General features: G+C 47.0%; 5 protein-coding genes. 1 reads left to right on the top strand and 4 read right to left on the bottom strand.

From position 1 onward, the window contains the following. Positions 1–246 precede the first annotated feature (246 nt). The gene (locus tag ACYC56_RS12055) at positions 247–729 is read right to left on the bottom strand and encodes a VIT1/CCC1 transporter family protein (protein ID WP_461374426.1); all 483 of its coding nucleotides are present in this window, start codon (positions 727–729) and stop codon (positions 247–249) included. A 62-nt stretch (positions 730–791) separates the two neighbouring features. On the opposite strand from ACYC56_RS12055, the gene ACYC56_RS12050 reads away from it, so the two are divergent. Continuing rightward, positions 792–1106, top strand: coding sequence for a TspO/MBR family protein (locus tag ACYC56_RS12050; protein WP_461374425.1), 315 nt, complete (start codon positions 792–794; stop codon positions 1104–1106). Positions 1107–1109: 3 nt separating this feature from the next. Here ACYC56_RS12050 and ACYC56_RS12045 read toward each other — a convergent pair whose 3' ends face one another. The 3 genes from ACYC56_RS12045 to ACYC56_RS12035 all read right to left on the bottom strand — a co-directional run bounded on the left by ACYC56_RS12045 (position 1110) and on the right by ACYC56_RS12035 (position 3821). Further along, entirely contained in the window at positions 1110–1667 is a 558-nt protein-coding gene (locus ACYC56_RS12045; RefSeq protein WP_461374424.1) for a hemerythrin domain-containing protein, read from the bottom strand. 215 nt (positions 1668–1882) lie between these two features. Further along, the gene (locus tag ACYC56_RS12040; protein WP_461374423.1) at positions 1883–3298 is read right to left on the bottom strand and encodes a glycosyltransferase family 39 protein; all 1416 of its coding nucleotides are present in this window, start codon (positions 3296–3298) and stop codon (positions 1883–1885) included. Between the two features lie 295 nt (positions 3299–3593). After that, the gene (locus ACYC56_RS12035; protein WP_461374422.1) at positions 3594–3821 is read right to left on the bottom strand and encodes a nitroreductase family protein; all 228 of its coding nucleotides are present in this window, start codon (positions 3819–3821) and stop codon (positions 3594–3596) included. Between the last annotated feature and the right edge of the window lie 172 nt (positions 3822–3993).

Raw genomic sequence — 3993 nt, 5'->3', positions numbered from 1 at the left:
TTAGTGCTTGACCCTGTTCTCAACCTGCTCGATAATCTCGAGCAACTCGTGATGACCCACGGGTAGCTCCTCCTCGATTTTCTCACAGCCCTCATAAAGCCCTTCATCTTCTGTGCTAGAGAAGGAGTGCTCGATAAATAGAAAGCGCCCTCTCTACGTTGCGATGATCTTCCCTTAGCATTAGTGATATCTTCATTTTTACCCCCTGCATAGTATTAAGGGGTAGTCTTTTCACCGGCTAGATGCCTAATTATTAAATATATTCGATATCCAAGCCCCAACATAATACGTGGTGGCAACGACGATTGCCGCAATGATCGCATGCTCTCTGATGACCTTAAACGGTCTCTCGTTCTCGTATCTTGCAATAACATAGCTAATTATGGACAAAAGAAGCAGTCCTGCGATAACGCTTACGATAACAGCTAGCGGTAACCGCAGCAGCACTACGGGGATGATAAACAGGGAGGCAAAGAAGAACTTGGCTAGCCATGTGGTAATAGTCGATTCCCATATCTCACGTTCTGAGTGCTTACCCTCCGATTCTTCTGAGATATGAATCCCTAAAGCATCAGAGAAGGCATCGGCAATGGCAATCGTTAGTATTCCTTGGACAACCACGGATCTTGAACTAGAACCTGAGCTTAATCCTACAATTAGCCCAAGCGTAGTAATGATCCCCGAGGTCAGGCCAAAGCTAAGGCCTGTTTTAAAAGACTCCTTAACCATATCAAATCCACACGTTTATTCCATAATGACGAAGTGTTGCTTATCTTTACCCGTTCTAAGAAGTGAGTCGCCCATCTTTTCTTTTTAAGCTTCTTTCACCACTCTTTACGGTAGGCGCCATTAAGTCCTGGTACCCGACACTAAAGAAGCCATCGTTTAACCCACCGAATTCCGTATTCGGGCCGGTATGGTTAATCCTGTTTACCCTCATGGGAGTATCGTTGTTCCTTGTCTGGCGCAAAAAAGAAGAGGGTAAGCCTGGCGTTAATCCAGCTCTCAAGATTTTTGGCGTACAGCTCACAGGGATAGGCATTACAATCTTGATAGCTGCAATTGCTACGAGCTTTGGACATTTACATACAACACAAACGCTCTAGTATTTAAGCAGAGCGTTTTTGTTCCTGATTTTTCTCAAGCTGCAGTACCTTTTCGCTATAGAGTTCATGGAATAATCGTGCATCGAACTGCGGGAAGGCTTTGGCCATCGCATCGCTCTCCTGCGTGCTCAAGTATGCCATTACGAAAGGAAAGAAGTGTTCTTCTTCCGTTCTAAGGTGCTTAGGATAAAACGTGTTAATCGCAAGCAGTATTCTCTCGATATCCTGAAAAGCCTCTTTAGAGTCGTGCTCGTATCGCTCATTGGCAGCGATTAGCTCTTTTACGACCTGCCTCAGGTGCTCGTGCTGCAGTATAAGGTGATCCATTATGGTGCTCAGTTCGGCGGAAAGCGGCTTAGTGGCAAGTTCGCTAAACAAGATATGCTCCTCTTTGCCGTGGTGGCATATATCAGTGTAGACCCTAAAGAAATCGGCAGAAATATCAAGAAATGTGGGGTCCGCCTGCCCGGTTGTCTGCATTCTTGCAAGCTCACGGTCAGTATGCGCAACCATGCGCCATATAAGCTTATGCTCCGCTAACAAAAGATCGATTGGCGACAAATGAACATCTCCTTTTTGCTGTGTTACTTCTATTTACCCCTTTGTCGTAAGCCATATCAACAACGGACAACTTCAAAGCGTTTATATTTGCTTCTTAAGAAAGCCGAAGCGTATTTAATCCTAGGAATCTTTTCGATACTACTAGCCACAGTGGAATGATTTTTCACTTAGAAGAGAGGTGCTTGTTGACATAGCATCAGCGCTGATGAAGAGCACTACTTGACTTGCTTTCGTTGGCAGCGATAGAGTTCGATCCCATCAAAACTCGTCCTGTCGGCGATGTGGTAATAGGTTTTTAATAGCTGGGTAAGAGCTTTCGCGTTATCGATAAGCCCGTTCTCACCGTGGGCGATGAGTATTGCCACCCAGAAGCCTTGGCGGTCTTCTAGCATGGGCTGTAATTCATTAATCCCATGCGCCTCGCTTAACATCCCTTGTTCTGGGAATCCCGCCAACGCTAAATCGTTCCGCCTCAAATAGTAACTGAATCCGTTTTGAATGTTTGGCGCGGGTGAAACGATGACGAAATCGCCGGGGGCGGCGCGCTTTTCTATGCTGGCCACAACGCTTCGCCAGTCCGGTTTGCTGGGCATATTGTAGTAATTCCAAAGATTAAAAAAAGAAAACGCGATGATGGTCGTAACGATCGCCGCTTTAGCCGCTAAGGGCTTCACGCTTCGGATGCCTATGGCGACCAGCATATACAATGCAGGTGTTAATCCCAGCAGGTACTTGTAATGAATGATGGGCACAAAACTTACGGAAATTATGAGCGCAAGCAGGGTGGGGGCGATTATCCAAATCAACAACAGAAGCATCTTGTCATTATCAGAATCTACGCCTTCTAAACCATTAGATATAAAACGCCCGGTTAACATGTCGGAGCGCTGTGAGAGGTTCCGTTTGTTGAGGGCTGTTGACAATGTGGCCAGTGCCAAACAGAGAATCATCGCCACAAGTAACCACGACGACCCCGCCAGTTTGGTTGAGATTGCAGGAATCATGGCCGATGAGGGTTGCATAAGCGTCCAGCCCAGAGGTTGTTGCGCCAGTGCTCGCGCCTCGGCGAGTTTATGGATATACACCATAATCCATGGCGTGTAGCCGATAAATAAAACCAGTTGGTAAAGAGGCCATGTGCGAATCAGCCAGCGGCGAGAGTGGGGATCACGCTGAACGTCGCGCAGCAACGCCCCGAACACCAGATAGATGGTTTGTGTGATAATAATGAGCATGCCGAACATATGCGTATACAGCAAGAGGATGCTCGATACCAGATAGCAAACAGGGGCAGTAGCGTTCTTTTTGTTGCGAAGTTGGAGGAAGAAGTAGAAAGACACCAGGGTTAAGAAGAGCATCAGGCTATAGCCCCGCGCCTCCTGAGAATAGTAGATATTAGGTCTGGATAAAGCCAAAAGAAGAGCGCTCACAATACCGATTTCTTTATTGAAAAGATATTTACCCAGTTGATACATCATGAAAAGCGCGGCAACCCCGAATATCAATGATACGAATCGTATCGAAGATTCTGAGCTGCCGAACACCTTCATCCAGAAATGCAGGATGATAAAATGTAGCGGCGGGTTGAAGTCGGTATGGAGAATCTCTTGCATCATACCTGTAAAGCTCATGCTCGATACACGTACAGAGAACGCTTCGTCAAACCAAAGGCTGGCCCAACTTAGGTGATAGACTCGAGCGGCACTACCTACGAGAAGTATGACGAGGAGCACCACCCGTGATCGCCGAGATAATAAATTCTCACAATATGTGGAAAGCTTAGTACGCAAAGGAACCTTCATATTCGCTATTGTTGCATAATCAACGTCTGCTTTAAATGTCTAGTTCCCCTGCCACAAGAAAAGCCCTTAGGCACGATGCCAAAGGGCGTGATCTTTTTATATACATTTTAAGCAAGGTGCTGCATTACCCGTAGTAAGTGGCTTTTGCGCGCGGGTGTTCTTCTGCGACCGGTTGCTCGTCCGGGTACCCTAGGCTTATACCGACGATGATGTCTCTACCCTCGATACCCAGTTCTTCACAAATCTGTTGCCCGACATATGGCGGCACCACAATGCCGCATGCGGCAAGACCCGCATTGTGCGCGAGCAGCCAAATCAGCATAAGCTCGGTGATGGGGTATATTGCCGCCATGCGTCGTGCATAGTCTTATCCCTCGGGTACTTTTGGAATCGTTATGAACAGAAAGGTCGGCGCATCTCCCAAGTTTTCGTAATATTTGAGCGCCCGTTGTTTATGGTTCTCGTCCAGCAGCGCAAATAGATCTGCAAGGATAGCCGTATTCTGCGTTAATAGATCGGCAACC

The organism is Candidatus Aquicultor sp. (genome assembly GCF_054640775.1).
This window is presented reverse-complemented; position numbering and strand designations above follow the sequence as displayed.